At 58.6% G+C, this 26,313-nt stretch carries 28 protein-coding genes and 1 riboswitch; of the genes, 21 read left to right on the forward strand and 7 right to left on the reverse strand.

Annotated features, from left to right (window positions below; translation table 11 throughout):
- The first annotated feature begins 40 nt into the window (after positions 1-40).
- A complete protein-coding gene (locus EPN96_10035) occupies positions 41-1,399 on the forward strand; it encodes a methylenetetrahydrofolate--tRNA-(uracil(54)-C(5))-methyltransferase (FADH(2)-oxidizing) TrmFO (protein ID TAL16180.1) in 1,359 nt (452 codons plus the stop codon).
- On the opposite strand, the gene EPN96_10040 is transcribed toward EPN96_10035, so the two are convergent.
- The gene (locus EPN96_10040; GenBank protein TAL16181.1) at positions 1,375-2,280 is read right to left on the reverse strand and encodes an NAD(P)-dependent oxidoreductase; all 906 of its coding nucleotides are present in this window, start codon (positions 2,278-2,280) and stop codon (positions 1,375-1,377) included. The two genes, EPN96_10035 and EPN96_10040, sit on opposite strands and share 25 nt — an antisense overlap.
- A 172-nt stretch (positions 2,281-2,452) precedes the next feature.
- Between EPN96_10040 and EPN96_10045 the strand changes: the two genes are divergently transcribed.
- The 10 genes from EPN96_10045 to EPN96_10090 all read left to right on the forward strand — a co-directional run bounded on the left by EPN96_10045 (position 2,453) and on the right by EPN96_10090 (position 11,527).
- A complete protein-coding gene (locus EPN96_10045; protein TAL16182.1) occupies positions 2,453-3,043 on the forward strand; it encodes a LemA family protein in 591 nt (196 codons plus the stop codon).
- Positions 3,043-3,795, forward strand: coding sequence for a TPM domain-containing protein (locus EPN96_10050; GenBank protein TAL16183.1), 753 nt, complete (start codon positions 3,043-3,045; stop codon positions 3,793-3,795). Before EPN96_10045 ends, EPN96_10050 begins: the two co-directional genes overlap by 1 nt.
- Positions 3,789-4,238 carry a TPM domain-containing protein gene (locus EPN96_10055; GenBank protein TAL16184.1) on the forward strand — a complete coding sequence of 150 codons (450 nt, stop codon included), beginning with the start codon at positions 3,789-3,791 and terminating at the stop codon, positions 4,236-4,238. Before EPN96_10050 ends, EPN96_10055 begins: the two co-directional genes overlap by 7 nt.
- A 103-nt stretch (positions 4,239-4,341) precedes the next feature.
- A complete protein-coding gene (locus tag EPN96_10060; GenBank protein ID TAL16185.1) occupies positions 4,342-5,259 on the forward strand; it encodes an ADP-ribosylglycohydrolase family protein in 918 nt (305 codons plus the stop codon).
- A gap of 421 nt (positions 5,260-5,680) precedes the next feature.
- A riboswitch (molybdenum cofactor riboswitch) is annotated at positions 5,681-5,803 on the forward strand.
- Positions 5,804-5,899: 96 nt separating this feature from the next.
- On the forward strand, positions 5,900-6,748 hold the full coding sequence (locus EPN96_10065) for a tungsten ABC transporter substrate-binding protein (protein ID TAL16186.1): 849 nt from the start codon (positions 5,900-5,902) through the stop codon (positions 6,746-6,748).
- A gap of 81 nt (positions 6,749-6,829) precedes the next feature.
- Positions 6,830-7,525: an ABC transporter permease subunit gene (locus EPN96_10070; GenBank protein TAL16187.1), complete on the forward strand. Its 696-nt coding sequence runs from the start codon at positions 6,830-6,832 to the stop codon at positions 7,523-7,525.
- Positions 7,525-8,619 (forward strand): ABC transporter ATP-binding protein, encoded by a 1,095-nt coding sequence (locus tag EPN96_10075; GenBank protein ID TAL16188.1) that lies wholly within the window; start codon positions 7,525-7,527, stop codon positions 8,617-8,619. Before EPN96_10070 ends, EPN96_10075 begins: the two co-directional genes overlap by 1 nt.
- Positions 8,620-8,655: 36 nt before the next feature.
- Entirely contained in the window at positions 8,656-8,865 is a 210-nt protein-coding gene (locus tag EPN96_10080) for a molybdenum-pterin-binding protein (GenBank protein TAL16189.1), read from the forward strand.
- 150 nt (positions 8,866-9,015) lie between these two features.
- Complete coding sequence (locus EPN96_10085; GenBank protein TAL16190.1) at positions 9,016-9,900, forward strand: PAS domain S-box protein; 885 nt, start codon at positions 9,016-9,018, stop codon at positions 9,898-9,900.
- A gap of 43 nt (positions 9,901-9,943) precedes the next feature.
- Entirely contained in the window at positions 9,944-11,527 is a 1,584-nt protein-coding gene (locus EPN96_10090; protein TAL16191.1) for a hypothetical protein, read from the forward strand.
- A 34-nt stretch (positions 11,528-11,561) separates the two neighbouring features.
- Here EPN96_10090 and EPN96_10095 read toward each other — a convergent pair whose 3' ends face one another.
- The 3 genes from EPN96_10095 to EPN96_10105 form a co-directional block, all read right to left on the reverse strand.
- Complete coding sequence (locus EPN96_10095; protein TAL16192.1) at positions 11,562-12,137, reverse strand: hypothetical protein; 576 nt, start codon at positions 12,135-12,137, stop codon at positions 11,562-11,564.
- Positions 12,138-12,150: 13 nt separating this feature from the next.
- Complete coding sequence (locus tag EPN96_10100; protein TAL16193.1) at positions 12,151-12,372, reverse strand: hypothetical protein; 222 nt, start codon at positions 12,370-12,372, stop codon at positions 12,151-12,153.
- Between the two features lie 157 nt (positions 12,373-12,529).
- Positions 12,530-14,128, reverse strand: a complete 1,599-nt coding sequence (locus EPN96_10105) for an ammonium transporter (protein ID TAL16194.1) — start codon at positions 14,126-14,128, stop codon at positions 12,530-12,532.
- 383 nt (positions 14,129-14,511) lie between these two features.
- Here EPN96_10105 and EPN96_10110 point away from each other — a divergent pair, with 383 nt between their 5' ends.
- The 6 genes from EPN96_10110 (at position 14,512) to EPN96_10135 (ending at position 22,027) form a co-directional block, all read left to right on the forward strand.
- Entirely contained in the window at positions 14,512-14,850 is a 339-nt protein-coding gene (locus EPN96_10110) for a P-II family nitrogen regulator (protein TAL16195.1), read from the forward strand.
- Positions 14,851-15,117: 267 nt separating this feature from the next.
- A complete protein-coding gene (locus EPN96_10115) occupies positions 15,118-15,639 on the forward strand; it encodes a GNAT family N-acetyltransferase (GenBank protein ID TAL16196.1) in 522 nt (173 codons plus the stop codon).
- A gap of 180 nt (positions 15,640-15,819) precedes the next feature.
- The gene (locus tag EPN96_10120) at positions 15,820-17,820 is read left to right on the forward strand and encodes a PAS domain S-box protein (protein TAL16197.1); all 2,001 of its coding nucleotides are present in this window, start codon (positions 15,820-15,822) and stop codon (positions 17,818-17,820) included.
- A gap of 411 nt (positions 17,821-18,231) precedes the next feature.
- Entirely contained in the window at positions 18,232-19,866 is a 1,635-nt protein-coding gene (locus tag EPN96_10125; GenBank protein TAL16198.1) for a hydroxylamine reductase, read from the forward strand.
- 164 nt (positions 19,867-20,030) lie between these two features.
- Entirely contained in the window at positions 20,031-20,843 is an 813-nt protein-coding gene (locus tag EPN96_10130; protein ID TAL16248.1) for an electron transfer flavoprotein subunit beta/FixA family protein, read from the forward strand.
- Positions 20,840-22,027 carry a 4Fe-4S dicluster domain-containing protein gene (locus EPN96_10135; GenBank protein ID TAL16199.1) on the forward strand — a complete coding sequence of 396 codons (1,188 nt, stop codon included), beginning with the start codon at positions 20,840-20,842 and terminating at the stop codon, positions 22,025-22,027. The genes EPN96_10130 and EPN96_10135 overlap by 4 nt, the downstream gene beginning before the upstream one ends.
- 92 nt (positions 22,028-22,119) lie before the next feature.
- Here EPN96_10135 and EPN96_10140 read toward each other — a convergent pair whose 3' ends face one another.
- Positions 22,120-22,569 carry a hypothetical protein gene (locus EPN96_10140; GenBank protein ID TAL16200.1) on the reverse strand — a complete coding sequence of 150 codons (450 nt, stop codon included), beginning with the start codon at positions 22,567-22,569 and terminating at the stop codon, positions 22,120-22,122.
- A 212-nt stretch (positions 22,570-22,781) separates the two neighbouring features.
- Between EPN96_10140 and EPN96_10145 the strand changes: the two genes are divergently transcribed.
- From EPN96_10145 to EPN96_10155, 3 genes are read left to right on the forward strand one after another with little or no spacing between them, the layout of a single operon-like run.
- Entirely contained in the window at positions 22,782-23,102 is a 321-nt protein-coding gene (locus EPN96_10145) for a DUF883 family protein (GenBank protein ID TAL16201.1), read from the forward strand.
- A gap of 29 nt (positions 23,103-23,131) precedes the next feature.
- Complete coding sequence (locus EPN96_10150) at positions 23,132-23,374, forward strand: hypothetical protein (GenBank protein ID TAL16202.1); 243 nt, start codon at positions 23,132-23,134, stop codon at positions 23,372-23,374.
- Positions 23,347-23,568 (forward strand): hypothetical protein, encoded by a 222-nt coding sequence (locus tag EPN96_10155; protein TAL16203.1) that lies wholly within the window; start codon positions 23,347-23,349, stop codon positions 23,566-23,568. The genes EPN96_10150 and EPN96_10155 overlap by 28 nt, the downstream gene beginning before the upstream one ends.
- Before the next feature lie 8 nt (positions 23,569-23,576).
- Here the strand turns inward: EPN96_10155 and EPN96_10160 are convergent, their stop codons facing one another.
- A complete protein-coding gene (locus EPN96_10160; GenBank protein TAL16249.1) occupies positions 23,577-23,981 on the reverse strand; it encodes a YkgJ family cysteine cluster protein in 405 nt (134 codons plus the stop codon).
- Between the two features lie 203 nt (positions 23,982-24,184).
- On the opposite strand from EPN96_10160, the gene EPN96_10165 reads away from it, so the two are divergent.
- The gene (locus EPN96_10165; protein TAL16204.1) at positions 24,185-25,213 is read left to right on the forward strand and encodes a sensor domain-containing diguanylate cyclase; all 1,029 of its coding nucleotides are present in this window, start codon (positions 24,185-24,187) and stop codon (positions 25,211-25,213) included.
- A gap of 103 nt (positions 25,214-25,316) precedes the next feature.
- Here the strand turns inward: EPN96_10165 and hypE are convergent, their stop codons facing one another.
- Complete coding sequence (gene hypE / locus EPN96_10170) at positions 25,317-26,312, reverse strand: hydrogenase expression/formation protein HypE (GenBank protein ID TAL16205.1); 996 nt, start codon at positions 26,310-26,312, stop codon at positions 25,317-25,319.
- Between the last annotated feature and the right edge of the window lies 1 nt (position 26,313).

The raw sequence follows: 26,313 nt of genomic DNA on the forward strand, positions 1-26,313 counted from the left end.
CGGCACAAGGGCGGGCCGTTTTTTTTGGAGAAAATCCGGTATGAGCGAAGAAAAGAGTGAAGGTTTCGACGCAAAAGCGCCCGTGGAGGTCGTCGGGGGCGGGCTCGCCGGAGTGGAGGCGGCAATCCAGCTTGCCCGCCGGGGTGTTCGGGTCCGCCTCGTCGAGATGAAACCGGTCAAATTTACCGAAGCCCACAAAAATCCCGACCTCGCCGAGTTGGTCTGCTCGAATTCCCTTAAGTCGATGGGTCTCACGCAGGCTTCCGGGCTTTTGCAGGAGGAGATGAGGGCGCTGGGTTCGGTGGTGATTGAAGCGGCCCTTGAAAACCGCGTCGCGGCGGGGCAGGCCCTCGCCGTGGACCGGGCGAAATTTTCCCGCCGGATAACGGAGATGGTCCAAAACGAACCGCTGATCGAACTGGTCAGGGAAGAAGCCGTCGAGATACCCCGCGACAGATACTCCATCATCGCCACCGGCCCGCTGACCTCCGCTCCCCTCGCAAAAAAGCTGGAAGAATTGGCAGGCTCGGGCGAACTCTACTTCTACGACGCAATGGCCCCCATAATAGAGGGCGGCACCATCGACGAAACAGTCGCCTTTCGGGCTTCGCGCTACGGGAAGGGGGGGGACGATTACCTGAACTGCCCGATGACCAAAGAGGAGTTCGACCTCTTTTTCGCGGCTCTGCTGGAGGCGAAAAAGGTTCCGACGAGGGGCTGCGAGGAGGAAAAGGTCTTTTCGGCCTGCCAGCCCATAGAGACCCTCGCGGCCAGCGGCTCCAAGACCCTGCGCTTCGGGCCGATGAAGCCGGTAGGCCTTCTGGATCCCCGTAGCGGCGAGCGACCCTTCGCCGCCGTCCAGCTTCGGCGCGAGGACGCCGAGGGGCAGAGGTGGAGCATGGTCGGCTTCCAGACCAAGCTGGTTTACGGCGAGCAGGAGCGGGTTTTCAGGCTTATCCCCGGCCTTCGGGACGCACAGTTCCTCAGGCTCGGGAGCCTCCACCGGAACACCTACGTGGACGGCCCGAGGGTCCTTGACGGCTACCTGCGGCTTAGAAAAGCGCCCTGGGCCATGCTTGCGGGGCAGATTACCGGCGTCGAGGGGTATCTCGAAAGCTCGGCGATGGGGCTTTGGGCGGGGCTGAACCTCGCCCTGCGGCTTACCGGAAACACGCCGTCGATTCCCCCGCCTGAAACAGCCCTCGGAGCGCTCATTGAGCACGTAACCCACGCGCCCGGCAAGAAATTCGAGCCGATGAACATGAATTTCGGCATCCTCCCCCCTCTGGGGACGCGCATGCGCGACAAGGAGGAGTCAAAGCGGCTGCGTTCCGTCCGCGCCCTGGAAGCTCTGGAGATGTGGAGGAACACCCTTCAGGAGCCCTGCCCGGCTTCGTAATCCCCGCAAAGCCGCGCAAACCCCTCGGCGAGGGATATTTCAGCCCTCCAGCCGAGCAGCCTTTCCGCCCTTCCGGGATCGCCGTAAAACCGCGCTACGTCAAAGGAACGAGAGGGGGCGCTTGCCACCGAAACCTCTTTACGCGAGACCTTGGCGGCGAGTCCGACAAGTTCCCCCAGCGTACAGGGAGAGCCTGTGAGCAGGTGTACCGGCGGAAGGTTCCTTTCGCCCGCTTCCAGAAGGTTGACGAGGGCCAGAACGCCCCTCGCGGTGTCGTCCACATGGGTGAAATCGAAGAGGTTTTCCTCCCCCTCGACCCGTATCTCTCCGCCGAAGGCTGCGGCGCGGGCGAAGGCCGGAACGACCCTGTCGGGGTAGTCGAGCACGCTGCCGTAGACGTTGGAGAAGCGGACCACGGCGGTCGAAAGACCCTTTTCCCTCGCCTCCATCGTCAGTTTTTCGCCCTCGGCCTTCGTTCTGCCGTAGAGGTTGACCGGACGAAGGGGAGAGTCCTCTTTAACCGGCAGCTTTTTTGCTTCCCCGTAGACCTCGCGGGAGCTGGCGAAGAGAACCCAGGGGCGCAGGGGAGAGGAGAGGGAGGTTTCGAGGAGGTTTTTTGTGCCGCCGACGTTGGTGGAAATGCATGCGGCCGGGTCTTTCTCGCCCCAGAGGACGCGGGAGACCGCAGCGAGGTGGATAACTCCGCAAACGCCCACAAGCGCTCTTTCGACCGCTTCCGGGTCGCGCACGTCGCCCTTTCGGGGACCGCTTCCGCGTATATCGAGCCCGAAGACCTCGAACCCCGCCCCTCTTAGCGAAGTTTCGACCGCCCTGCCGATAAGCCCTTCCGAGCCGGTAACGAGTATTTTTCTTTTGTTCACGATCCTGAGGGCCCTGCGGACAATCCCGCGAAAAGGGGAGCGTAACGGCGACAGACCGGCAAGGTAAACCCTCCTGGAAATTTTGACAAGAACTCTGCACCTCGCGCTTCTTGTTCTTTTAGTGTAAAATTGCCGAAGAAAGCACCACCACGTTTATAAGGAGAAACAAGCCGTGAAAAAGGGCTGGATAGTTCTAATCGTAATAGCAGTACTAATACTGGGGGTCTTCGGCTGGCTTAAGGGAACCTACAACGGTTTCGTTTCCGCCCAGGAAAACGTCTCCCAGCTCTGGGCCGACGTGGAAAGCTCCTACCAGCGGCGCGCCGACCTGATTCCGAATCTCGTGGAAACCGTAAAAGGCTACGCAAGCCACGAAAAAGAAGTCTTCACCAACGTCACCGAGGCCAGAAGCAAGGCCGGGTCCATAAGGGTCGATCCCGAAAAGCTCACGCCGGAGTCTATAAAGGCCTTTCAGGAGGCTCAGGGCGCCGTTTCCGGCGCGCTTACAAGGCTGCTGGCGGTGGCGGAAAACTACCCGGTGCTTAAGGCCAATGAAAACTTCCGCGACCTCCAGACCCAGCTCGAAGGGACGGAGAACAGGATAAACGTCGCCCGCAGCCGCTTCAACGAGGGGGCGCGCCTCTACAACACAAAAATCAGGAGTTTCCCGGCCAACATGCTGGCGGGGATGTTCGGTTTCGCCGCCAAGTCCTATTTCCAGGCCGAAGAAGGCGCATCCGCCGCTCCGAAGGTCAAGTTTTAATGGGCCGTGGCCGTAAGGCGCTCCTCGCGATACTTCTGCTCGCTCTCGCCTCGCTCGGGACCTTAGCCCTCGCCGCGTTCCAGATACCGGAAAGCCCAAGCGGACGGGTGAGCGACTACGCGGGGCTCCTTAAACCCGAAGAGGCGCGCGAACTCGAAGCGCAGCTTGCCAGGATAGAAACCTCGAACTCAAACCAGTTCACGATCGCGATCTTTCCCGGCCTTGAGGGCGAGAGCCTCGAAGACCTCTCAATCCGCATAGGCGACAAATGGAAGATAGGCCAGAAGGGGCGGGACAACGGCCTCATGCTGCTCATCTTCATGGCCGAAAAAAAGGTCCGCGTCGAGGTGGGCAAGGGACTCGAAGGCGCAATAACGGATCTTTATTCCGGGCGGGTCATAAGGGAGATCGTCGCCCCCGCCTTTCGCGACGGCAAGCCCGGAGAAGGGCTCTCGAAGGCGATGAAAGCCTTCGACGAAGCTTCAAGGGGCGAGTTTACCGCCCTGCCGAAGAAAGAGAAGAAGGACAACAGTTTTCCGGTCATCTTTTTCCTGCTATTCTTCATTTTCCTCTTTATCTCCGGTCTTCGCAGGAGAGGCTCCAATGAAGTGCTCGGAAGGAGAGGCGGCGGAATGTGGATGGGCGGGCCTTTCATCGGCGGAGGCAGGGGAGGCGGCGGCTTCGGAGGTTTCGGCGGCTTTGGCGGAGGCGGCGGCGGTTTCGGCGGCGGCGGCTCCAGCGGAGGATGGTAGCCATGCAGCTCTTCAAAGAAAAATTCCTTAGCAGGGAAGAGAGCCTGAGAGTCGAAGTGGCCATCGAAGCGGCTGAAAAATCCACCTGCGGCGAGATTCGCGTAGTAATAGCCAGATCCGCCCCGGAGGAGGTCTTCGCCGCCGCGACGAAAACCTTCGCAAAGATAGGAATGCAAAAGACCGCGAAGCGAAACGGCGTCCTCATCTATATCGCCGTCAACCGCAAGCGTTTTGCCGTAATCGGGGACGAGGGGATTGACGTCCACATGGGGCAGGAGGGGTGGGACAGGACCAGAGACATTCTGGCGGAGAATTTCAAGGCCGGCAAGAAGGCCGAGGGGATAATCGAGGCCGTGGGGGAGGTGGCGAAGGTGCTTTCGGAGTACTTTCCGCCCGAGGAATGCGACCGTAACGAGCTGTCCAACAAGCCGCTGGAAGTATAGGGCTTATCCGGATACGGACAAACCCTTGGATTGATGTTTTCGCCTTTAACCAGCCTTTGGGGCAAGGCCCTTTTGATCCTTTGGATCGATTCAGTTGTGGACGATGGAAAAAGAAGAAAGATACGTGGGCTCGCTCCTCGGCCTTGCCGTTGGCGACGCCCTTGGCCTTGCCGTGGAATTCAAGCTGCCCGGAACCTTCACTCCCCTCACGAAGATAACCGGCGGCGGCCCCTTCAGCCTTCCCGCGGGGGCTTTCACCGACGATACCTCCATGGCGCTCTGCCTCGCGGAGAGCCTCGTCAAGACGGGCGGCTTCGACCCTCTCGACCAGCTCGAACGCTACCGCCGCTGGTGGAGGGAGGGGCATTTCAGCTGCACGGGGGCCTGTTTCGACATCGGCAACACCACCCTGCGCGCCCTGGAATGGTACGAACGCACCGGTGAGCCCATCCCCTGCGATCCTCAGGGGAGAGGCAACGGATCCTTGATGCGCCTCGCGCCGGTTCCCCTCTACTTCGCCCGGGATCCCGCCGAGGCGGTGCATATTTCGGGAGAAAGCTCAAAGACCACCCACGGGGCGAGGGAGTGCGTAGACGCCTGCCGCTACTTCGCCGCGCTCATCATGGGCGCGCTCCTTGGCGCATCCAAAGAGGAGCTGTTAAAGCCCCTCTACGAGCCCTTTCCCGGCATCTGGGACAAAGAGCCCCTGCACTTCGAGATCGAAGCCGTCGCAAAAGGCTCTTTTCTCGGCAAAAATCCTCCCGAAATCCGCGGCACGGGCTACGTTGCCACCTCCCTCGAAGCCGCTCTCTGGGCCTTTTGCTCCACCGGCTCTTTCCGGGAAGGGTGCCTCGCGGCCGCCAATCTCGGAGAGGACGCCGACACCACCTCCGCCATCTTCGGCCAGCTCGCCGGGGCTTATTACGGCGCAAGCGGGATTCCCGAGAGCTGGCAGGCGAAGATTTTCATGGGGGAGAAGATTGAGGAGCTCGCCCTCGGCCTGATGGCCGGACCATCATAGGCATCCGGCGCATCCTTTCAGCCCTGACGGCTTCGGCTTTTGACGCGGGGCTTCGTCGCTACTCGCTCGCGCTCCTCGCCGTAGGCACGCTACTGTCTTCGTCGCGCTCGCTGCGGGCTCCTCGCCCGGCGGCAAAATCCTTTGCCGTATGAAAAACCAGAAACGAGTAAAGTTGGGTGTGTTAGCCGCGAAGCGGCGTAACGCACCAATAATATCCCAATGCTGACTTCGTCATTCCCGCGCGCGCATAGAATCCGGAAGCGCCGCCACCAACCTCTGGACTCCCGTTCGCGGGAGTGACGGGTGCTTGTGCGTTACGCCTCCGGCCGCCAGCCTGCACCCCCAGCGTCTCAATCCGTATATTTCGGCAATTCTCACCAATTCGCCTGTACGCCCTTTATCTCTCCTTTGATTTGCGCTAGTATCCGAAGCGCTCCGAGCGAAGCGGGACTAAAGGCTTTACGCCTATGTCCGCCAGCCGATGGGTCGTGAGGGAAACCCCGCGGCCTCCCGCGTTTTGGAAAGGAGTGACGGTAGCCTTTCGGCGAGACCATGTCTCGTTGCCAAGGCCCTTCCCTGCGCGGGAAGGGCCTTTTTGCGTTTTTTGGTTTTGCAAACATTAACACTGAAAGGAAAAAAGATGAAAAAACAGGCAATGGCGCTAGTTCTCCTTCTGGCCTCGCTCCTTGCGTTCCCCGTGGGCGGGGCGCTGGCCGCCGAAAAGAACCTGATACTCGCGACGACGACGAGCACGCAGGATTCCGGCCTTCTGGACCTCCTTCTCCCGGCTTTCGAGAAGGACACCGGCTATTTCGTCAAAACGATAGCCGTGGGCAGCGGACAGGCGATGGCTATGGGCGAGAAGGGCGAGGCCGACGTGCTTCTCGTCCACTCCCCCGCGGCGGAAAAGAAGTTCATGGAAGGGGAGTTCGGCGTCGACAGAAAGCTCGTAATGCACAACGATTTCGTCCTCGTCGGCCCGCCGAGCGATCCCGCGAAGGTCTCGGGCGCGAAGCTGACCGCCGAGGCCCTGAAGAAGATCTCAGAGAGCGGCAGCCTCTTTCTCTCCCGCTCCGACAAGTCCGGCACCCACTCCAAGGAACTCGCGCTCTGGAAGGTCGCCGGAATCGCCCCCGACGGCCAGAAGTGGTACCAGCAGACGGGGCTCGGGATGGGGCAGACCCTTTCCGTCGCCTCCGAGAAGGAAGGCTACACCCTCGCGGACAGGGGAACCTTCCTTTCGATGAAGAAGAACCTTTCCCTCGCCGTTCTGGTCGAGGGAGAGTCCAACCTCCTCAACGTCTACCACGTCATCAGCGTAAACCCCGCCAAGTGGCCGAAGGTAAACGCCGAAGGCGCGAAGGCTTTCAACGATTTCATGGTATCTGGCGGAGCGCAGGAGATGATAAAGACCTTCGGCGCGGAAAAGTACGGCCAGCCCCTCTTCACCCCCGACGCAGGGAAAAAGGTGGAAGAACTGGGAAAATAGTCCTGAACATGCTGTAAGATTGTAAGGGCGAACGGTTTCCGGCGGACAAACGGACAGCGAGACAGGTAAACGGCGCGACAGATGGAGCTTATCTTCGACGGGCTTCTAAAGGCCCTGACTCTTATCTTCTCCCTCGACCCGGAGGTGATGGGGATTTCGTTGCTGTCGCTCAAGATCTCGGGGCTGGCGACGCTCATCAGCCTTGTCCTGGGTGTTTCGGGCGGCACGGCGCTCGCCCTTACGCGCTTTCCCGGAAGGCAGATAATAATAAGCCTCGTAAACACAGGGATGGGAGTCCCGCCCGTGGTGGTGGGACTCTTCATCTCGATTCTTCTCTGGCGGAGCGGCCCTCTGGGGGCGCTCGGCCTTCTCTACACCCCTGCCGCCATGATTATCGCACAAACCGTCATCGCCACCCCCATAGTGATGGGCATCTCCCTTTCGGCTATACAGAACCTCAACCCCAGGCTTCGTTTTCAGATACTGGCCCTCGGGGCCACGCGGGTACAGATGGTGTGGCTGCTGGTAAGAGAGGCCAAGCTCCCTCTTCTCGCGGCGGTGATGGCCGGATTCGGAGGGGTAATCTCCGAGATAGGCGCGTCGATAATGGTCGGCGGCAACATCAAGGGCTATTCGCGGGTGCTCACCACCGCTACGGTAATGGAGACCTCGCGCGGCAACTTCGAGACGGCCATAGCTCTCGGCATCATCCTTCTGGTCCTCGCCTTCGGCGTAAACGCAGCCCTGACCTTCATCCAGCAATGGGAGAAGCGCTGATGGAGGCGAAAAAGGCGCTTACGGTGACGGGGCTTCGCCTGTCGCGCGGCGGCGCTCCGGTTCTCGACATACCCTCTCTGGAGGTGTTCGAGGGCGAGACCCTGGCCCTCGTCGGCCCCAACGGAGCGGGCAAATCGACCCTTCTGCTCTGCCTCGCCGGGCTTCAAAAGCCGGACGGCGGGGAGATACGTCACCATTCGCATATTGTTTCCGCGACCCCGGCGTCGCTCGAATACCGCAGGAGGATAGCGGTGGTGTTTCAGGAGCCGCTGCTTCTTCGCGATACCGTTTACGGCAACGTGGCCACCGGTCCGCGGCTCAGAAATCTTCCGAAGGCCGAGACGGACAGGAGGGTTATGGAGAACCTTGAGAGGTTTTCCATAACTCACCTTAGGGACCGCCGCGCGAGGACCCTTTCGGGGGGGGAGGCGCAGAGAACCAGCCTCGCCCGCGCCTTCGCGGTAAACCCCGAGATAATCTTCCTCGACGAACCCTTTTCCGCGCTCGACCCGCCAACACGAGAAGCTCTGCTGAGGGACCTGGGCAAGAGCCTCAAGGAAACCCGCACCACCGCCCTTTTCGCGACCCACGACAGGGTGGAGGCGCTCCAGCTCGGAGACAGGATGCTCGTCATGCGCGGGGGGCGCGTAGCCCAGCTCGGCTCCCCCGACGAGGTGCTGAACCGCCCCGCCGACGAGTTCGTCGCTTCCTTCGTGGGGATGGAGACCCTCCTTCGCGGCACGGTGATAGAGGCGGGAGGGGGCTATTTCACCCTCGACGTCAAGGGCAGGGAAATAGACGTGGTGGGCGACGCCGCCGTGGGCGAGGCGGCTCTCATAGGAATACGCCCCGAGAACGTCACCCTTCACGTTTCCGCTGAAAAAGCCCAGTCCAGCGCCAGAAACCGTCTCGAAGGAAAAATTTTGAAGATAATACCGCAGGGGCCCCTCGCGAAGGTCGAGGTCGATTGCGGTTTTACCCTGACGGCTCTCGTCACCTCGCGGTCGCTGGAGGAACTGGCGGTAAGGGAAGGGGCCCAGGCGGGGGTATCTTTCAAGACCGCCGGAATTCACGTTCTGAAAAGAGGTGTATAATTGCTTTCGGGGTAAACGTTTCAAAAGGAGGCAAAAATGAAGCTCAGCGCCCGAAACCAGCTTGCAGGCAAGATAACGTCCATCGAAGAGGGCCTCATAACCGCGAAGGTCAAGATTAAACTCGGCGGCGGTGAAATACTCACCTCGATAATCTCGAAAGAGAGCGTCGTCGAACTCGGCCTGAAGAAGGGGGACGAGGTTCTTGCGGTGATCAAATCCACCGAGGTGATGATAGCCAAGCCTTAGGCCGGTAATTTCCCGGAGGCCGGACACCCTTCGGGAAATTCCACGGTTCCGATAGGGTTTATCTGTTCCAACCGGCAGGGTTTCGGTTGTATAATCCCCGGAGTCGGCTTAGGGGCCGGTTCGCCCCGGTACGCCGCCGAGGGGGTTTTCATGCTCGCGGAAGTAGTAGTAATAGTTTCTGTGCTCCTCCAGTTTGTCGCCGCAATACTGGCTCTTCGCCTTATACGCACCACAAATACCCGCCTTGCCTGGTCTCTCATCGCCATCGCCCTCATCGGAATGGAGATTCGCCGCATTATGAGTCTCGCGGCGATTCACATGGGACAAGGCGCCGAAGCCCATCTTCAGCTCGAATATGAACTCATTGGTCTTGTCACCTCCGCCAGCCTACTCGGAGGCATAGCCGCGATAAAGCCGATCTTCATAGCAATAGCGCGGATGCAAGAAAAGATACAGAGAAGCGAAGAGCGCTACAGAACCGTCGTAACCCAGTCTCTGGAAGGAATCCTTATCTTTGAAGCCGACACCGCGAGGGTGGTTGAATCCAATCCGGCCTTTCAGGAAATGATCGGGTACACCGCCGAAGAATTGAAGAAAATGAACGCCTTCGACCTCATCGCCCACGACAGGGCGGAGATCCGGGAAAATATTGAAAAAATAATAAGCATGGGCTCTCTCGGAATCGGGGAGCGCAGTTACATGCGGAAAAACGGCTTGAAGCTCTCCGTGCTGGCAAGCGCTTCTCTTCTCGAACGCAAAGACGGCAGGCCCCTTATTTGCGTCGTCGCCCACGATCTTACCGAGATAAAAAACGCAAAGCTGAGACTCGAAAGCACCATAAGCGAACTCGAAGACGCTCTGGACAGCGTAAAAACCCTCGAAGGACTCCTCCCCATCTGCGCCAACTGCAAGAAAATCCGGCAGACCGCCGGGAACTGGGTAGGAATAGAAACCTACGTCAAAGACCACTCAAACGCCGATTTCACCCACTCGATCTGTCCCGACTGCATCTCCGAGCTTTATCCGGGAATGTAGGCGGCTCACACGGCGGGAATTTATATTTGATTAAGGGGCGACGATGAACCCGGGAAGCTCTCTGGACCGAGAGGAGAAGAAACTTTTTTACCTGGCCCTCGGTCTTTCCTTCCTGGCGTCCATGGCCGCAGTTTGGGGCGTTCCTCTCCTCCCCATGCAGGACGCGCCGCATCACATCTTTGAATCGATGGTTCTGTCCACTTACGACGATCCTTCATACAATTGGAAAGATTACTATCAGGCCGGTTTCACCTTCGGCCCCTACTCCCTTCTCTACAACCTGCTCTGGTTCTTTATGAAGTTCCTCTCCCCGGTCGGCTCCGGGAAGATGTTTGTGACGCTCTCCTTGTTTGTGACGCTCTATCTGGCGGTAAAGATCGCAAGAGAAAGCCCGGAGGTGAAATCGCCCTGGCCGCTTCTGCTGGTTTTCCCTCTCTTCTTTACGCATATGTATTATTACGGCTTCATGCCGATTCTCCTCGGCGCCCCCGTCACCCTGCTCCTCCTTTCAGACGTGGAGAACCTTAAAAAAAGAAACTATTCGCCCAAAGAGTGGTGTGTAACGGGGATACTTTTGTATGCGCTGTTCGCCTCGCACCCCTCCAGCATTCTGGCTTTCTTTTTGCTCGGGTCGCTCTCATCCCTGTCGGCGCTGCCCGACAAGCGGGGGTTCTGGAGGTCTCTTGCGCCCGCCGCCGCTCTCCTTGTCTGTTTCGCAATCTGGTATCTGGTTTTTTTCAGGCCTGCGGACGAGGCGACGGGCGTTCCGGCGACTTATTTCTGGAGGAGCTTCTCAGGCAATCTTGCCTCCTTGATCCTGCCCTTTACGGGGATGAAGTTATTTAACGGGATCAGTTTTCCGGATCTCATATTGTGGCTTTTGATATTTTTCGGCGCTCTTTTTCTGGTTTTCAGGGAGAGGGAAGAGGTGACGAAGCCCGGCTCGACCTCGCTCTTTTTAGCCGTATCCGTCGCCTGGTTTTTGCTAATGCCCTTCCGGTTCGGAAGATACGCCTTCTTCAACGTAAGGATGTCGCCTTACGTTTACTGGTTCCTGGCGCTACTGCTTACCCGGCTTCGGCTGAGCCGGCAATGGGGAGCGACCCTCCTCGCCGTCTGTCTCGCCCTTACCGGGTTAACCTGGAAAAGAAATCTGGACATCTCTTCCGAAAAGGAAGAACTGCTCCCCCTCTTGTCTCTCATGGAAAAGAACCGCCTGCTCATGCCGGTAAAATTCAACCCTTACAGCAGACATATCGATTCTGATTTTTTCGATATTCACGTTCATGATCCGATTTATTACCACCTGCTTGTGGGAGGAGGGGCCGACACAAATCTCTTCCTCAGCCCCATGAGGCCGGTCAGTTTTAAAAAAGATTCGATGTTTGCGGAGGATTTCGAGCCGAGAGTTTTGTACGATTTTGACGAGAACGACCCCGAGGCTTACACTATAGAACCACAGTACGCCAGGGCCCTTGCAAACTGGAGCGGCACGGTCGATTATCTTCTTATCCGCGGAAAAACCGACAGGCTGATCTCATATCTGAGCGACGGTTTCACCCTTCCCGTCAGACAAAACGGTATGTGGTTTTTAATCGCGAGGGACCAGTCGCTTCTCAGGGATTAAACTTGCGTCAGTTCGCACCGCGCGCTCGCGCCCCTTATTTTCCCCTGATCAGATTGTCGATGGCGTCGGCCGCGTGGGGAAGGGCGTCGCGGAAGAGATCCTTTATCTCTATTTCGATTACGGCGCTCTTCCCGCTGACAAGGTCGTCGATAACAAGCCTGTAGGAGGCTTCCATCACGACTCCGTGCATGGGAGCGACCACGGTGTCGCGGTAGAGGATTACGCCGGTGAGGAGGTAGCGGGGCTCTTCTTCGAGGCCCAGCTTTTCCCTTACCTCCGCCGGAGATTTGCCCTTCAGTTCGAGAGCCGTCTTTTCGGCCTGGCCGGGGGTGGGGAGAAAGGTGTAAAGGGGCGTGATTACGCCCCTGCGTGAAAGCTCCTCACCAAGCCGGGCTTCGTCGTCCCCGCGCGCTATGTGGTAGGATTTTTCCGTGACGGCGAAGGGGGATAAAATGGCGGTTTTGGCTCCGCGCTCGAAATCCCGAAGGTCGCCGCTCGTCACCTCGGCCCGCTTCACGCCGGTTCCCGCCACCATCATCTGTCCGACTATCATTCCGCACCCGGTCAGCGCGGCCAGCGAAAAAATCAGGATTATTCCGGCTAAACGCATATTGGCAACGCTCCTATCTTCCGGGTATGGAGAAGTGGCAGGAGAGGCAGTTGTCTTCCTTTTTGTGGTCTTTTATTCCGGCGATATCGTGGCAGGAGATGCATTCGCCGCTGGACTTAATCCCGCGGTGTTCGGGACTATCCGGACGCCTCGGGGCCATCGGGCCGACGCGCCGCTGGCCGCAGCTCGTCGCCGCAAGGGCAAGCGCCAGAAGAACCGGTAACAGTCTTTTCATCGAACCGTCCTCCGCCAGTGAAGAGGCTGTTCTTAAAATTATAACCTGTTTCGTCTCTAAAATGCTTTGTAGCACATGTAAGGTCTAAGCGCAGGCAAAAAAAACCGGCCCGGGAAATCCCGGACCGGCTTTTTGCGTTTCGGTTTTGAGTCGTGACTTAGTTGGAGACCGGGGTCTCGGAAACCTTGTCGGTGACGACGCCGGAGTAACCGTTGACGCCCATCTCGGGAATGTCGAGACCTTCGATCTCCTCTTCCTTCGAGGTGCGAAGGCCGATGGTCTTGTCGATCAGCTTGAAGACGATGAAGCCGATGACGCCGACGTAGATTATGTTAGCTCCCACGCCGATGACCTGGGCGAAGAACTGGCTTGCGTCGCCGTAGAAGAGGCCCTTGACGGGACCGGCTACGCCGTTCCAGCCGTCGCCGTAGGTGCCGTCGGCGAAGAGGCCGAGGGCGATGCAGCCCCACGCGCCGTTTACGCCGTGAACCGCTACGGCGCCTACCGGGTCGTCAACCTTGAGCTTCTGGTCGATGAAGAAGACCGCTTCGACGACCAGCACGCCCGCGACGAGGCCGATTATGCAGGCGCTTATCGAATTTACGAAGCCGCAGGGGGCGGTTATCGCCACGAGTCCGGCCAGAAGGCCGTTGCACATCATCGAGGGATCCGGCTTCTTGGTCTTGAAAAGCCACATGTAGAGGATTGCGGCGATTGCGCCGGTGGCGGAGGCGAGCATGGTGTTGACGGCGACCACCGCGATGCGAAGGTCGGTGCCCGCAAGGGTCGAGCCGGGGTTGAAGCCGAACCAGCCGAAGGCCAGGATAAAGGTGCCGATAATCGCCATGGGGATGTTGTGGCCGGGTATGGCGTTGGCGCTCCCGTCCTTGTTGTACTTGCCGAGGCGGGGACCGAGAATCCAGGCTCCGACGAGGGCCAATACGCCGCCGGTCATGTGGACTACCGAGGAGCCGGCGAAATCGACGTGGCCGTGGCCGATGCCGAAGTTCTTGCCGAGGGTGGCCAGCCAGCCGCCGCCCCAGACCCAGTTGCCGTAGATCGGGTAGATGATGGTGCCTACGAAGATGCCGTAGACCATGAAGGAAGAGAACTTCCAGCGCTCGGCCATCGAGCCGGTCGGGATGGTCGCCGTGGTGTCCATGAAGACCATCTGGAAGAGGAACATGGCGAAGATGGCTACGTCGTAAGTATGTCCCGTCAGGCAGAACCCGGTCATTCCGAAGAGGCCGAAGTCCTTGCCGAAGAGGTTGATGGTGAATTCGCTGTTGAGCCCGTCGAAGCCGCCCAGAGTAGCCAGGGAGCCGACGCCGCCGAACATCAGGGCGAAACCGCAGAGGTAAAAGCCGATCATGCCGAGGGGGTAGATCATGAAGTTCATCGACATGGTGTGCGCGACGTTCTTGGCGCGGGTGAAGCCGCCCTCGACCATCGCGAAACCGGCCTGCATGAACATGACGAGGAAGCCGGTGATGAGAACCCACATCATGTTGATGGCTATCTTGTTGTGGCCGACCGCGTTTGCGATGTCCAGAGTGGAGGTCTCTCCGGTCTTTACGTCGTAGGCCATGCCGGTGGAACCGCCGTTCGGGTCCGAGGTGCGGGCCGAAGGCGCTTCTATGGTTATCGTGGATGAGGGGGCCGAGGCCATCTCCTCGGCCAGGGCGACGCCTGTGAACAGGAAGATTCCCGTCAACAGTGCCAGTATTATTTGGTTTACCAATTTTAAGCGGCGCATACTCCTTGCTCCTGTCTTTGAAGAAGTTAAAATTTCCGGGGAGGTCTCCGGCCCCGCTTGCGGCCCCGCGAGTTAAAGGCCGGTTCGCTCCCTCTGGAAATGTTTATCTTCAAGAGTCGTGCCAACCGGTGCAACAAGCGGAAAGTATAGAATAAAAGCGAAGTTTTGCAAGAAAGGAGGAGAAACGGAAATGAAATAGATTACAAAATTGACACGTAAAAGTTTAAAAAGTACAAAAATGGAACCTAATCTTCACTCTTCCGGCGCGGCGCGGCGCGGACGCCGCCGGTCGAAGCGGAAAACCCGCCACCTGTCCGCGTTGGCACAATTCGTGAATTAACTTTTCTCGCCCCGCGAAGAAAAAGAATGGAAGGAGAATCAAGGTGGTTAAAATCGAAGCGATAATCAAGCCCTTCAAACTTGAAGAGGTCAAGGAAGCGCTGCACGCAGTAGGCATTACCGGCATGACCGTCAGCGACGTGCGCGGTTTCGGAAGGCAGAAGGGCCATACCGAAACCTATCGGGGAGCCGAGCACAAGGTTGAGTTCCTCCAGAAGACCAGAATAGAGGTCGTCGTTCCCGACGATATGGAAAACAAGGTTGTGGACGTGATTGTAAGCGCCGCCAAGACCGGCAACATCGGCGACGGCAAGATCTTCATTCACCTGATCAAGGATGTTGTGCGCATTCGTACCGGGGAAAGAGGCCAGGGCGCAATATAGCGGCTGAAAAAACTGCTGCGAGCCCCGTTTTCGGCGTCGCGTGCTCGCTCGAAGCTCGCCTAACACACGGTTATGTCTCGCTTCTCGCTGCGCGTCTCCTTGTAAACGGCCCTCTCGCGACGTTTTTAAACAGCCGCATAGCGGGCGAACGTATCGGTATGAATTTCGACACCGCTAAAACACCAGTGAACAAAGGCGGAAAATTTCCCCGGAGCGGCAGGCTCCGGGGAAGCCGCATCTTCGCATCGGCAAAAAAAGAGGTAGAAAATGGATTTCCGGATACGGCCCGCGACCTCGGAGGATATCGAGGATCTCGCCAAGCTGCTTAGCGTTCTTTACGCGATAGAAAAAGATTTCACCCCCGACAGGAGGAAGCAGCTCAAGGGGCTGACCATGATGCTGGGGGCCTCGGAGGAGAGAATCGTCCTCGTCGCGGAGCGCCAGTCGGCCATCATTGGAATGGTGACCGGGCAGATAACCATATCCACGGCGGAGGGAGGTCTTTCGGCCATCATTGAAGACCTCGTCGTGCAGGCCCCCTTCAGGGGGAAAGGTGTCGGCAAAAAGCTCCTTCTGGCCGTGGAAAACTGGGCCAGGTCGATGGGCGTCGTCAGGGTTACCCTGCTGGCGGACAAAGACAATCTGCCCGCAGCCGACTTTTACGACAAGGCGGGCTGGGGGAAGACGAACATGATCTGCCGGAAAAAAGAGAGCTTCCACTCGGAAGCGGAAGAATCGAGAATGCACCACCAGTCCCAGGGAAGAGCGAAAAGGGCGCATAACGCCTGATAAACCAACCCTTTTTGTGAAACGGCGACGGTGTACGGTAAAAGCAGCCGGAATGTTGCCCTTCACATTAAGTGAAAACAAAAACTTTAAGGGTTGCCAAAACAATTTTGAATGATAAATTAGTAGCGAAGGGAAACCTTCGATTATTTTTATTTAATTTTGATTTCGAGGGTTGTTGCGGTGACCGATTCCGGCGCGAAGGAGAGGTTTGTCTCTTCTTCCGGTGAGGCAGAGGGCAGGAGTGAAAATCCTGAAGACCTCAAAGGGGTTCCTTTACTTGTAAAACTTCTGACAAGCTCCTCCCTCCCTTTTGGAATATGTTATCCCGACGGCAGACTCTGCGAATTCAACGACGCCGCCCTGAACCTCCTCGGCTACACCCGCGAAGAACTCTCCTCCCTCAACTGGATACGCGACCTTACTCCTCCGGAATGGCTCGCCCAGAGCCAGAAACACCTTCAGGAACTAGAAAAAACCGGAGTTCCGGTTCGCTACGAGAAAGAATACATAAAAAAAGGCGGCAAGAGGGTTCCGGTAGAGCTCCTTGTGCACCAAAAGCGCGACGCGGAGGGGAAAACTCTCTACTATTATACCTTCATTCTGGACATCAGCAGGCAGAAAGAGGCCCAAAGGAAGCTGCAGGACGCCAACGAGCGCTTCCGCCAACTCCTCCTCGCCTCCCCCTCGGTCCTTTACACCATGCGGTCGGACGGCGACTTCGGTCTTACTTTCGTAAGTGAGAACGTTGCCGGCATGCTCGGCTACCACGCCAGAAAATACACCTCCGAGCCGGGTTTCTGGATTGAATCGGTTCACCCGGAGGATCTGCCGGAGGTCCTGGGGGGGCTTACGGAACTAAAAAAGAGCAGTCACATCGTCCTGGAGTACCGCTTGAGGCGAAGGGACGGCCGGTACATCTGGGTGCGCGACGAGAGGGAGCTCCTTCCTGGCGCACAGGGGGATTCCCCCTACGTCGTCGGCTCGCTCTCCGACGTGACCAAAGAGAAGATGGAGGAGGCCAGACGCTTCGAGGCCGAACGCAATCTGTGGCAGTACCAGAAGAACGAAAGCCTCGGGATAATGGCGGGCGGAATCGCCCACGATTTCAACAATATCCTGACCGGCATACTCGGCAACGCGGAACTGGCCCTCGGCCTCCTCGATCCCGGGTCCGGCGTCAGGGAGAACATAGAGGCGGTCATAGCGTCGAGCAGGCGGGCCGCCGAACTGACGGACAAGATGCTCGCCTATTCCGGCAGGGGGAGTTTTCACCTCGCGCCGCTCTCCCTCGCCAGAGTGGTGCGCGAGTCCAGCGACGTGCTGCGCTCTTTCGCGCCTCTGAAGTGCTCTATCCGCTACCTGCTCGACGAAGACGCGCCGCGCATAAACGCCGACCCGGACAAGCTCCGTCAGCTTCTGACCAATCTCGTGTCCAATTCCGCCGAAGCTCTCGAAAGCGTGGGGGGTACGATTACCGTTGCCGTGCGCGCTCTCCATCTCACGGGAGAGACCCAGGGCGACACTTTTATGACCGATGGTCTTCCCGAGGGAGACTACGTGGCGCTTGAGGTCTCCGACACCGGTTGCGGCATAGATAAAAAAATAGTCGCCAACATCTTCGACCCCTTCTTTACCACGAAGTTCGCGGGAAGAGGACTCGGCCTCTCGGCGGTTATCGGAATAGCAAAAGCCCACGGAGCGGCGGTGAGGGTGAAAAGCGAGACGGGAAAAGGCGCAACCTTCGAGGTGCTTTTTCCCGCGCTCCCACGGCTTGTTCAGGATCTTCCCGGGACGCCCGGCCCGGAATCGAACTGGAAGGGAAGCGGAGCGATTCTCGTTATCGACGACGAGGAGATAGTTCGCACCATCCTGGAGCGGATGCTCACAACCGCCGGCTTCGAGGTCGTGACGGCGAAAAACGGCCTTGAGGGGCTGGAAAAGTTTAAGGCTCGCCAAGGGGATTTCCGCGTCGTCCTGCTGGATATGGGGATGCCGGAGATGAACGGCGCGGAAGTCTTCAAGAGACTTCGCGCCCTAAAGCCTGACGTAAAAGTTATCCTCGTGACCGGCCTTCGCATCGACGACGTGGCCAGGGAATTCCGGGAGGGAGGTCTCGTCGGCATGGTTCAAAAACCCTTCCACTACAAGGATCTGATAAACCAGATACGCTGCTGTCTCTGAAAATCCCTCCGGTAGTACTGCTCCTCCTGCTGTTTTTATTCGCCCGCTGGACTTCGGCGGTTCCCGTGTAAAACTTGAATCCGAAAGGTTTGAACAGGAGGCGGACACGCCTGTTACCGTTCGGAAACGGTTTGCGTCCTTAAAAACGGGTTAAATATTTTTCTGCCTCCGGGAATGATTCAAACCAGCCTTTTTGGTTACCTGCGGGTAACGCCGCAATTTATAGCGTTGCCATGCGGTAACGTTTCGACGCCCTAAAAACAGTCTAAACCCGTAAGGTATTGCAATTACAGGTAAATATATATTTGGCACGGCAAGTGCAATTTAGATGTTTTAGAGACATCGGCAATTCATAAACTTTCGGCGCTGCGAGTCATGCGCCGGGGAAAACTTCAAACGAGGAGAAAAGAGATGTTCTGCCAGCAATGTGAACAGACGATAGGCGGCAAGGCCTGCGAAAAGAAAGTCGGCGCCTGCGGCAAAACCCACGAGGTAAGCGCCCTTCAGGATCTCTTAACCTACTGCGTACGCGGTCTCTCCCATTTTGCGGTCGAGGCGCGAAAGATCGGGATCAGCGACCCCTCCGTCGGAAGATTTATCTCCGAGGCGCTTTTTTCGACCCTGACCAACGTCGATTTCGACCCGAAACGCTTCGAGCAGCTTATCAATCAGGCTGTCGGCCTCCGCGAGTCGCTGAAGGCGAAGATCGCGCAGAAAGGCGGAAAGACCTCCTTCGCCGACCCCGCAGCCGCCTTCATGCCCGCAGGCACTCTGGAAGGGCTTATAAAGCAGGGCGAGGACGCCGGGCTCCCCATCGACTGGGATGCCGGGGCCGATATCGCCTCCCTCCAGGAGATTACCCTTCTCGGCCTTCGCGGAGTCGCGGCCTACGCCGACCACGCCGCCATACTCGGTCAGGTTGACGACGCGGTTTACGCGGCGATGGAAGATAAGCTCTCGAAGATTACCGACCGCTCGCTGGGCCTCACCGAGTGGATAGGGATAACCCTCGACACCGGCAAGGTAAACCTCCGGGCCATGGAGCTACTCGACGCCGCCAACACCGGCACCTACGGCCACCCGGTGCCCACCCCCGTCCCCCTCGGCCACAAGGCGGGCAAGGCGATACTCATCTCCGGCCACGACCTCAAGGACCTCGAAGAATTGCTCAAGCAGACCGAAGGGAAGGGGATAAACATCTACACCCACGGCGAGATGCTGCCCACCCACGGCTACCCCGGCCTCAAGAAGTACCCCCACCTCTACGGTAACTACGGCACCGCGTGGCAGAACCAGAGAAAGGAATTCGCCCAGTTTCCCGGCGCGATTCTCATGACCACCAACTGCCTCATGGAGCCGGTGGACGCTTACAAGGCCAACATCTTCACCACCGGGCTGGTCGGCTGGCCCGGCGTGACCCACGTTAAGAACGGGGATTTCGGCCTTGTCGTCAAGAAGGCCCTCGAAATGGACGGCTTCGCCTCCGACCTCGACAAGGATTCCGTGCTTGTCGGTTTCGCGAGAAACACCGTCCTCGGCGTAGCGGACAAGGTGATAGAAGGCGTCAAATCCGGCGCGATAAAGCACTTCTTCCTCGTCGGCGGGTGCGACGGCGCTAAGCCCGGCCGCAACTACTACACCGAATTCGTCGAAAAGGCCCCCAAAGACACGATAATCCTTACGCTCGCCTGCGGAAAGTACCGCTTCTTCGACAAGAAGATAGGCGACATCGGCGGCATACCGCGCCTTCTTGACGTAGGCCAGTGCAACGACGCCTACTCCGCCGTGCAGATAGCCACCGCCCTCGCCGGGGCCTTCAACTGCGGCGTAAACGACCTCCCCCTCTCGATAATCTGCAGCTGGTACGAGCAGAAGGCGGTCGCCATCCTTCTTACCCTGCTCAGCCTCGGCATAAAGGGAATCCGCCTCGGGCCCTCCATGCCCGCTTTCATCTCGCCGAACGTCCTCGACGTACTCGTCCAGAACTTCGACATAAAGCCGATAGGCAACGTAGACGAAGATATAAAAGCCTGTCTGGCGAAGTAAGGTTTATTCGCTGAACGTAAAAAAGCCCCGTGGAGACGCGGGGCTTTTTGCATTTGCCGCCTCGAAGGTCAATTCTTGCGGGCCGTGTCATAATTAAGTATCTTACAGCACGTTGTTTCAGCGTTTCTTTTCCGGTCAATCTCTTCCGGGAGCGAGCTTTGCGCATAGTAGTCTGCATTAAACAGGTGCCTTCGAGCACGAAGGTGAACATAGACCCCGAGACGAAGACCCTGATGCGCGGGGGGGTGGGCGCGATGCTGAACCCCTTCGACGAATTCGCCATAGAGGAGGGAGTGCGCCTCGCCGAGAAGCACGGCGGGGAGTGCATAGCCCTCACGATGGGGCCGCCGCAGGCCACCGACATACTGCGGACGGCGCTGGAGCAGGGGTGCGACAAGGGGTATCTCGCTTCCGACCGCGCCTTCGCGGGTTCCGATACCCTCGCCACCTCGCGCACCCTCGCGAGCGCGATACGCGCGATAGAAAAACGCGATGGGCCGGTTGACCTCGTCATCTGCGGCCAGCAGGCCATCGACGGCGACACCGGGCAGGTGGGGCCGAGCCTCGCCGTCCGCATGAACCTCCCGCCGCTGTCCTACGTCTCGAAGGTCCGCGAAGTGGACCTGGAGAAGCGGGAAATCACAGTCGAACGGATGCTTGAGCGCGGCACGCAGGTGGTCCGTAGCGAGCTTCCGGCGGTTCTTACGGTGGTAAAGGCGATAAACCTCCCGCGCTTTCCCTCCCTCCTCGCCAAACGCAAGGCCAGGACAAGACCGGTTGAAAAGCTGACCCTGGCCGATCTGGATATCACCGAGGCGGATACCGGCCTCAAGGGCTCGCCCACGCGGGTGGTAAAGATATTTCCCCCGGAGGAGCGCAAGATAGCCTCGGTGGTCTACACCGGCGACCCCAAGGAATCCGCCGGAAAGCTCGCCCTTGACCTTGCGAAGCTGCTCGGCCACGGGGGCGCGTCATGACCGCCCTCGCCATAGACCGCGACCTTTGCACCCTCTGCGGAACCTGCGTCGGCGTTTGCCCGGTGGACGCCCTCGCGATAAAGGGCGACAAGCTCGAAGTCAATGAGAACTGCACCCTTTGCGGGACCTGCGTGGGAGTCTGCCCGGTCAACGCCCTCTCGATACCGGAAGAGGCCGCGAAGGAAAGCGCTTTTTCCGGGCGCGGGATACTCGTCTACGCCGAACGCGGGGACGGGGGAATCACAAGCGCGACCTTCGAGCTTATCGGTAAGGCGGCGGAGCTTTCCGCCACCCTCGGAACCCCCGTTTCGGCGCTTCTTCTGGGCCACGGCGCGGCTCACCTTGCAAGCGAGCTGTTCGCCTACGGGGCCGACAGGGTTTACCTCTCGGAGGACCCGCAGTTCGCCGATTACCGTACCGAGGTATGCGGCGAGACCGCGCTGGCCATCGTCGAAAAATTCAAGCCCGAGGCGGTGCTCCTCAGCGCCACCGTAGAGGGGCGCGATCTCGGCAGCTTTCTGGCTAGCAGGCTGAATACCGGCCTAACCGCCGACTGCACCGAGCTCGCCATCGACCCGGAGACGAGAAACCTCCTCCAGACCCGCCCCGCCTTCGGCGGAAACATAATGGCGACGATACTTTGCGCCAAAAACCGCCCGCAGATGGCCACGGTGAGGCCGAAGGTTTTCGCGATGCCCGAGAGGCGGGAGCGGACCGGCGAAATCGTAACCTGCGAACCCGTCCGGATACCCCATCCGCGCACAGAAGTGCTGGAGTACATACCCTTCGAGGGCGGCGTGGATATCTCCGAGGCGGAGGTAATCGTTTCGGGAGGGCAGGGGCTTCGCAAGGCGGAGAACTTCGCGCTGCTAAGGGAGCTCGCGGAGGTTCTCGGCGGGACCATCGGCGCTTCGCGTTCGGCGGTGGACGCGGGCTGGGTAGCGCACGAGCGGCAGGTGGGACAGACAGGAAAGACCGTCCGCCCGGTAATCTACGTCGCTTGCGGAATCTCCGGGGCGATACAGCACCTCGCCGGGATGAACCAGTCGGACATCATAATAGCCATAAACACCGACCCCGAGGCCCCGATAATGAAGGTGGCCAATTACGCGGTCGTGGGCGATCTGTCGATTGTCGTCCCGGAGTTGACGCGGCAACTCAAAGAACTTCTCAAAGGCCGTTGAAAAAAGGCTCGCAATAGTTTTTCAAGGCTCTTCAATAAAAACGGGGCGACAGACCATAAGGTTTGCCGCCCCTTTACAGAGAACGTGCGACGCTATTTTTTCTTCCCGCCGCCCTTTTTGGCGCCGCCGTTCTTCTCTTCCTTTGCTTTCCCCTTGTTTTTGGATTCGTTGGCGTACTTGCCGCTTTTCAGTCCGTGAAACTCCGGGGAACCGGGTTTTATGCCGAGGTTCTGGGCCATTACCCCCCAGCCCTTGTGCTTGTTTACCTTGTATTCCTGTATAACAACTTCGACCGGTTTTTTCGTGACATTGCTGATCTGTAAGACCATGTAGGCGTCCCCCGGCGACCCCACCGCGGAGAGCACGGCGTCGATCTTCGGAGCGCCCGCGCCGAACTGGGCCCCCACGTTCACCCTGAAAGCCCCGAGATCCGCGTTGGCGTTGACGTTTATCGAGGTAATCAGATCGGAGAAATCGTCAGCCAGAGCGGCTGCGGGAAAGGCAAGGGTGAGCACGAACAAGATTGCGAACAGCTTTTTCATTTCAATCCTCTCTTAAAAAGATACCCTGATTTTCTTATCGGCAACTACCGGTTTTTCAATAACCCAAATTCGGGTAAGATGATTTTAATTTTTCAGGCGGATTTTTAAAAATTGATTTTGCCCTCTGAAAAAGTCCGATTAAACTGAAAAGCGTAACGATCATTTCGCCCGCCGGGCACTCTTGCCGGCGTGGCCAAGACCGGAGGTTTAAAATGGCTGAACGCGATGTGCAGGCTGAACTGGAAAATCTCAAGTCCGAGATGTCCAAACTCCGCGCCGATTTCGCCGGAGTCGCCGCCGCGCTGAAGGGCGCGGGCGCGGCCGAGGCTGCTTCCCTGAGGGAGAGCACCGGCGAATTCGCCGCTTCCCTGAAGGAACAGCTTCGCCACGCCATGGAAGAGGCGAAGGCCAAGGGGAAGAAGTCCGTCGAGGCCGTCGAGCATCAGGTGGGCGAGCACCCCTTCATAACGATTCTCGCGGCCTTCGGCATCGGCTTTCTGGTCGCCAAGGTTCTGGACAGGAACAGATCCTGAAAGCTCTCGCCGAACTCTTTCTGGCGGTGATGGACCTCCTCGAACTGGAGGGGGTCCTTCTCCGGCGCGCCGTGCTTCGCCTTGCGACGGCTCTCGCTCTTTTGTCCCTTTTCGCCCTTTTGCTCGCGGTGGGCGCGGGTTTCATGGTGTGGGGTTTCTACCTTTACGCGGCGAAAGCGCTGGGACAGCCTGCGGGCGCTTTTCTCACCGGTCTTGTCTTCCTCCTTCTCTCCGGAGCGCTCCTGTGGACAGCCAGAAAACTCGTCCGTTGACCGTCGAAGAGGCGAGGGAGCGGCTGATAGAGGCCGCCGGGCGCGCGAGCCCCAGGGAGTGGATACGTCAAAATCCTCCCGAAGCTCTGGCCGCGGCCTTCCTTGCCGGGCTCAGCGCGGGAGGGAGCAAAACCTCCACCTGCTCCGGTGCGCAGAGGTACGTGGATTTTATCTTTCGCATGCTGAACGAATAGCGCAGCCGTCAGGCCAGAGTCACCCGGTCGGCGGTCCAGTAGGGGTGGAGCGGGAAGCGGACCTTCCCTATGCAGCGGAAGCTCTGCACGGGGCCGGGGTATTGCCTGCACATCAGCGGCTTTTGCCCGTTTATCAGGCAGGCGGCGAGACCCGAAGAAGCGCGGGAGAGATAGGGGCACCTCTTTTCGCGAATTCCCGTAGAGGGGTCGAGCCAGATTTCTCCCATGGGACCCACGCGGGAAAGAAGATCCTCCCTCCCCTCGCTTTTCCACGCCGCAACGTCGCTCTCGCTCGCCAGAAGCGTTCCGCCCCAGCGCTCGCAGCAGGCCCCGCACTGCCTGCAAGAGGCGTAATCGCCCCCGCCCCGAAGCCGTTTCGCGAAACCGGCCAGAACCGTAGTGGAAAGACGCATAACCATGACGCTCCCCTCGGTCAAATTCATACAATCCGGCTCTATGAAAATATTTTTACACTCTCTCCGCCGGGGTCAAGGGGGGAAATAAATTCCTAATGTTTTCGGGGTGTTTTTCCGTAAAAACATTGTGGTGATGAAAAGAGGCAAAAAAAGTATAATATGGCGAACGGTCACCAAAACGGACGGGGACAAGCCCTTAAATGGACGACAGCGAACTTACAAGACTAAAGCAGGAGTTTTCGGCGCTCGTCGATATCGGCAAGGCGCTGACCTCGACCCTTGGAAGGCGCGAGCTAATCTCCATAATCATGGAGAAGGTCACGGAGCTTCTCCATCCCAAGGTATGGTCCCTCCTGCTCATTGACGAGCGGACCGGCGACCTCGTCTTCGAGATCGCCGTCTCTCCGACGCCCAGAAAGCTCACCGGCAAGCGCATGCCGCGCGGCGAAGGCATCGCCGGGTGGGTCGCCGTCAACGGAGAGCCGATACTCATCCGGGACGTCTCCAAGGACGCGCGTTTCACCAGAAGATTCGACAAATCCATAGGTTTCGAGACCCGCTCGATAATCTGCGTGCCCCTCAAATTCGGCAAAAAGATCACCGGCGTCATCGAATTCGTCAACAGCGTCGAAGACAAGGAATTCGGCGAACAGGACCTTGAGCTTCTCTCCACCGTCGCCGACTTCGTCGCCATCGCCATAGAAAACGCCAAAAACTTCGCCATCATTCAGGAACTGGTCATCACCGACGACCTGACCGGCCTTTACAACACCCGCCACATACTCTCCTGCCTCGACAAGGAAGTCGAGCGGGCGAAGCGCTTCAAGACCTCCGTCTCCTTCATCTTCCTCGACATCGACCGTTTCAAGAGGATAAACGACACCTACGGCCACCTTGTCGGCAGCAAGCTCATCTCGGAGGTCGGCAAGTTCATAAGCCAGATGATGAGAAAGACGGACATGGCGGCGCGTTACGGAGGCGACGAATTCGTTGTAATCCTGCCGAACACCGCCAAAGAGGGCGCAGTAATCTTCACGGAAAAGCTTCACGAGTCGATGCGCCACCGCATCTTTCTCGCGAGCGAGGGGATGGACATAAGGATTACCGCGAGTTTCGGCGTGGCCACCTATCCCGACGACGCGGATTCAAAGCTTTCGCTGGTCAACGTGGCGGACAAGCTGATGTACCAAGTCAAGGAAACTACGCGCGACGGCGTTAAGTCAGCCTAGGACGGCTTCGGCTTTTGCCGTATGTAGAATAATCCCTGAAAAACTTGTAAGATTATGTGGAAAAGCCATTCGCAGTATGGGTGTGCCGGTAATGCGGGAGTTTTCAGCAGATGCGGGGGAGTAATTCTCCGGCTGGGGCATCAACCAACCTTCTGGAACCCAGAATCGTCCGGGCGACCACGCGGGGCGTTCCGGCCCTGACTTCTCCGATTATCTCGGCCCTTTCGCCGTATCTGCACCCTCTGATTATCCCCAGAGCCTTTTCCTTCAACTCCCCCGGAATGATCACCAGCATGCACCCCTCGTTGGCGACGTGCAGGGGGTCGTAGCCCAAAAGGTCGCAGGCGGAGCGGACTCCTGCCTCCAGCGGGATTAGGTTGTCGTCTATCTCTATCTCCACCCCGGACTGGGAGGCGATCTCGTTTAGCGCCTCGGCAACCCCTCCGCGCGTGGGGTCGCGAAGGACGTGGGGGAGTGCGCCGCCGGTCAGGAGGGCCCTCGTTATCCCGCAAAGCGGCGCGGCGTCGCTCAGTATCTCCGTGGAAAAGGATATCCCCTCCCGCTTCGAGAGGACCGCAATGCCGTGGCTGCCCGCTACGCCGGTTATAATCACGGCGTCGCCCGGCCTCGCGTTTTCACCGGCTATTTCGACTCCCTCCGGGATGACCCCAACCCCCGCAGTGTTCAGGAAGGGGCCGCAGCCCGCCTCGACAACCTTGGTATCCCCCGCGACTATCGCGACGCCCGCCTCCTCGGCCCGTAGAGCCATCGCTTTGACTATCTTGCGAAGGTCGCCCAGGGGAAAACCCTCCGGAAGTATGAAACCGGTAGTCAGGTAGAGGGGAGTCGCGCCGGACATGGCGAGGTCGTTGACGGTGCCGCACACGGCGAGATCGCCGATGTTGCCTCCTGGAAACTCCCAGGGATCGACGACGAAGGAATCGGTGGTGAGGGCGACCCTGCCGGGGGGGAGAGTCACGGCGGCGTAGTCGTTCAGCTTCGCCAGCTCGGGGCTCTTGAAATTCTCAAGGAAGATATCCTTGATGAGGGAGCGCATCTTCGTCCCGCCGCCGCCGTGAGCCCGGTTTATCCTGTCCATT

This window comes from bacterium, assembly GCA_004322275.1.
Classification (GTDB): Bacteria; Desulfobacterota; Deferrisomatia; order Deferrisomatales; family BM512; genus SCTA01.

What these genes read in the sequence shown, in the direction of transcription:
- EPN96_10035 (TAL16180.1), top strand. Translation starts at nt 41, where the DNA reads ATGAGCGAAGAAAAGAGTGAAGGTTTCGACGCAAAAGCGCCCGTGGAG.
- EPN96_10050 (TAL16183.1), top strand. Translation starts at nt 3,043, where the DNA reads ATGGGCCGTGGCCGTAAGGCGCTCCTCGCGATACTTCTGCTCGCTCTC.
- EPN96_10055 (TAL16184.1), top strand. Translation starts at nt 3,789, where the DNA reads ATGGTAGCCATGCAGCTCTTCAAAGAAAAATTCCTTAGCAGGGAAGAG.
- EPN96_10060 (TAL16185.1), top strand. Translation starts at nt 4,342, where the DNA reads ATGGAAAAAGAAGAAAGATACGTGGGCTCGCTCCTCGGCCTTGCCGTT.
- EPN96_10065 (TAL16186.1), top strand. Translation starts at nt 5,900, where the DNA reads ATGAAAAAACAGGCAATGGCGCTAGTTCTCCTTCTGGCCTCGCTCCTT.
- EPN96_10070 (TAL16187.1), top strand. Translation starts at nt 6,830, where the DNA reads ATGGAGCTTATCTTCGACGGGCTTCTAAAGGCCCTGACTCTTATCTTC.
- EPN96_10075 (TAL16188.1), top strand. Translation starts at nt 7,525, where the DNA reads ATGGAGGCGAAAAAGGCGCTTACGGTGACGGGGCTTCGCCTGTCGCGC.
- EPN96_10080 (TAL16189.1), top strand. Translation starts at nt 8,656, where the DNA reads ATGAAGCTCAGCGCCCGAAACCAGCTTGCAGGCAAGATAACGTCCATC.
- EPN96_10085 (TAL16190.1), top strand. Translation starts at nt 9,016, where the DNA reads ATGCTCGCGGAAGTAGTAGTAATAGTTTCTGTGCTCCTCCAGTTTGTC.
- EPN96_10090 (TAL16191.1), top strand. Translation starts at nt 9,944, where the DNA reads ATGAACCCGGGAAGCTCTCTGGACCGAGAGGAGAAGAAACTTTTTTAC.
- EPN96_10095 (TAL16192.1), bottom strand. Translation starts at nt 12,137, where the DNA reads ATGCGTTTAGCCGGAATAATCCTGATTTTTTCGCTGGCCGCGCTGACC.
- EPN96_10100 (TAL16193.1), bottom strand. Translation starts at nt 12,372, where the DNA reads ATGAAAAGACTGTTACCGGTTCTTCTGGCGCTTGCCCTTGCGGCGACG.
- EPN96_10105 (TAL16194.1), bottom strand. Translation starts at nt 14,128, where the DNA reads ATGCGCCGCTTAAAATTGGTAAACCAAATAATACTGGCACTGTTGACG.
- EPN96_10115 (TAL16196.1), top strand. Translation starts at nt 15,118, where the DNA reads ATGGATTTCCGGATACGGCCCGCGACCTCGGAGGATATCGAGGATCTC.
- EPN96_10125 (TAL16198.1), top strand. Translation starts at nt 18,232, where the DNA reads ATGTTCTGCCAGCAATGTGAACAGACGATAGGCGGCAAGGCCTGCGAA.
- EPN96_10135 (TAL16199.1), top strand. Translation starts at nt 20,840, where the DNA reads ATGACCGCCCTCGCCATAGACCGCGACCTTTGCACCCTCTGCGGAACC.
- EPN96_10140 (TAL16200.1), bottom strand. Translation starts at nt 22,569, where the DNA reads ATGAAAAAGCTGTTCGCAATCTTGTTCGTGCTCACCCTTGCCTTTCCC.
- EPN96_10145 (TAL16201.1), top strand. Translation starts at nt 22,782, where the DNA reads ATGGCTGAACGCGATGTGCAGGCTGAACTGGAAAATCTCAAGTCCGAG.
- EPN96_10150 (TAL16202.1), top strand. Translation starts at nt 23,132, where the DNA reads ATGGACCTCCTCGAACTGGAGGGGGTCCTTCTCCGGCGCGCCGTGCTT.
- EPN96_10160 (TAL16249.1), bottom strand. Translation starts at nt 23,981, where the DNA reads ATGCGTCTTTCCACTACGGTTCTGGCCGGTTTCGCGAAACGGCTTCGG.
- EPN96_10165 (TAL16204.1), top strand. Translation starts at nt 24,185, where the DNA reads ATGGACGACAGCGAACTTACAAGACTAAAGCAGGAGTTTTCGGCGCTC.
- hypE (TAL16205.1), bottom strand. Translation starts at nt 26,312, where the DNA reads ATGGACAGGATAAACCGGGCTCACGGCGGCGGCGGGACGAAGATGCGC.